General features: G+C 28.8%; 1 protein-coding gene. It reads right to left on the bottom strand.

The genetic code is table 11. The annotated features are described in order from the left end of the window. Positions 1–8 precede the first annotated feature (8 nt). A partial coding sequence (locus tag AC6CH4_RS25910) for an IS110 family transposase (protein WP_498108215.1) occupies positions 9–784 on the bottom strand: 776 nt, incomplete at its 5' end.

Genomic DNA, 784 nt, shown 5'->3' with positions numbered 1-784 from the left:
TCAATAATTTAAGATGCAAATTTATAAGTATTTATATAGGGAGTTTCTCTATTAATAACAGCAAAAACTCTGCTTATAAGTTTGCATCTAATATTATTTAAAACCAACATTGGATTTTTGCCTTCTGCTTTTTTCTTGTTGTAATATTCTTTTAATTGAGGATCATATTTCAATGTTGTCATAGCACACATTTGCAATAATGACTTCATTTTTTTGTCTGCCATAGAATTAACTTTCGTCCTTCCTTTTACACTGGAACCAGATGAATTCTCAAAAGGAGCCACACCTGAATAACAGGCAAATTGCCTCCAGTTTTTAAAGGCTGTAAATCCTTTTGTAGCAATAATTAGATAGATGCTTGTTTGTTCTCCCAGTCCGGGAATTGTTCTAATAAGTTGATTCTGTTTTAATAGTTGATCGTTTGCTTTAATAATCTCTTTAATTTTTAATTCAATTTTAGTGATTGATTTTTTAATAGACTTTAACAAGGCTTCATTGATATTAGCGACTTCTTTAAAAACTGTTTTACTGACAAATGCCTTATTTTCTTTCGTACTTTGTACAAGTAATAATGCTTTAAGCATTTTCTCTCTTTCTGTATAAAGCATCTTTAATTTTTGAACATCTATTTCTGCCGGAGTAAAAAGTTTTAATTTATCAATGTTTCTATAGCTGTAATAAGAAATGTCCTTAGCATCAATTCTGTCATTCTTTCCTCTTGAAATTCCCTTTGATTTTTTGATTTCAATTGCAGGAACAATCCATAAATCTAAATTAAGATTTA

The sequence above is a fragment of the Flavobacterium sp. GQ95 genome (genome assembly GCF_059758655.1).
Note: the sequence above shows the minus strand (reverse complement) of the source record. Positions and strands in the feature narration are given on the sequence as shown.